General features: G+C 40.9%; 1 protein-coding gene. It reads right to left on the reverse strand.

The genetic code is table 11. The annotated features are described in order from the left end of the window. Positions 1–144: 144 nt before the first annotated feature. On the reverse strand, positions 145–548 hold a 404-nt coding region (locus SM447_RS29805; RefSeq protein WP_474576192.1), incomplete at its 5' end, for a hypothetical protein.

The following is a 548-nucleotide window of genomic DNA, read 5'->3' on the forward strand; positions in this document are numbered from 1 at the left end:
GATCTAAATGATCCATGAGACCTACTTTTTCGTAGACCTCACAAATCAAAGTACCACAGTCCACCCCCACACCTTTAACTCGCCCTTGATGATGGTATGGTGTGCCGAGCCAAGTCATTGCTTCAGTAACGGCTTCGAGGTTTTTCATTTATATAGTCCGTAGTGATACGATAGCCACAAATCAGCCAAAGCATGCAAATTGTATGCAACATCAGGCATTGTCATTGATTGATCAGATGTATTGCCCGAAAATCCGTATATTCTAATTGGTAAACCCGCATCATTCCAACCGTTTCTTGCTAGTGAATCAAATGCTGCATGCGCTGCATTCATGTGTCCGTCTAGGTGTTGATGCGTTAAGCAATGCAACATAAAACCGAGTGTATTACGTCCGCCTCGTCTACTGTCAGAAATGCAATACTCAATATCTCTTAAATCACCAGAGCCGTTAAGTGCATTTAATGCGAACTGTGCTAAATCAAATTTAGGTTCTTTATTAAGTACACTACATGCTAAACGATAACCATAGCATGCAAATACAGCATAAT

The sequence above is a fragment of the Micromonospora aridisoli genome, from assembly GCF_056150025.1.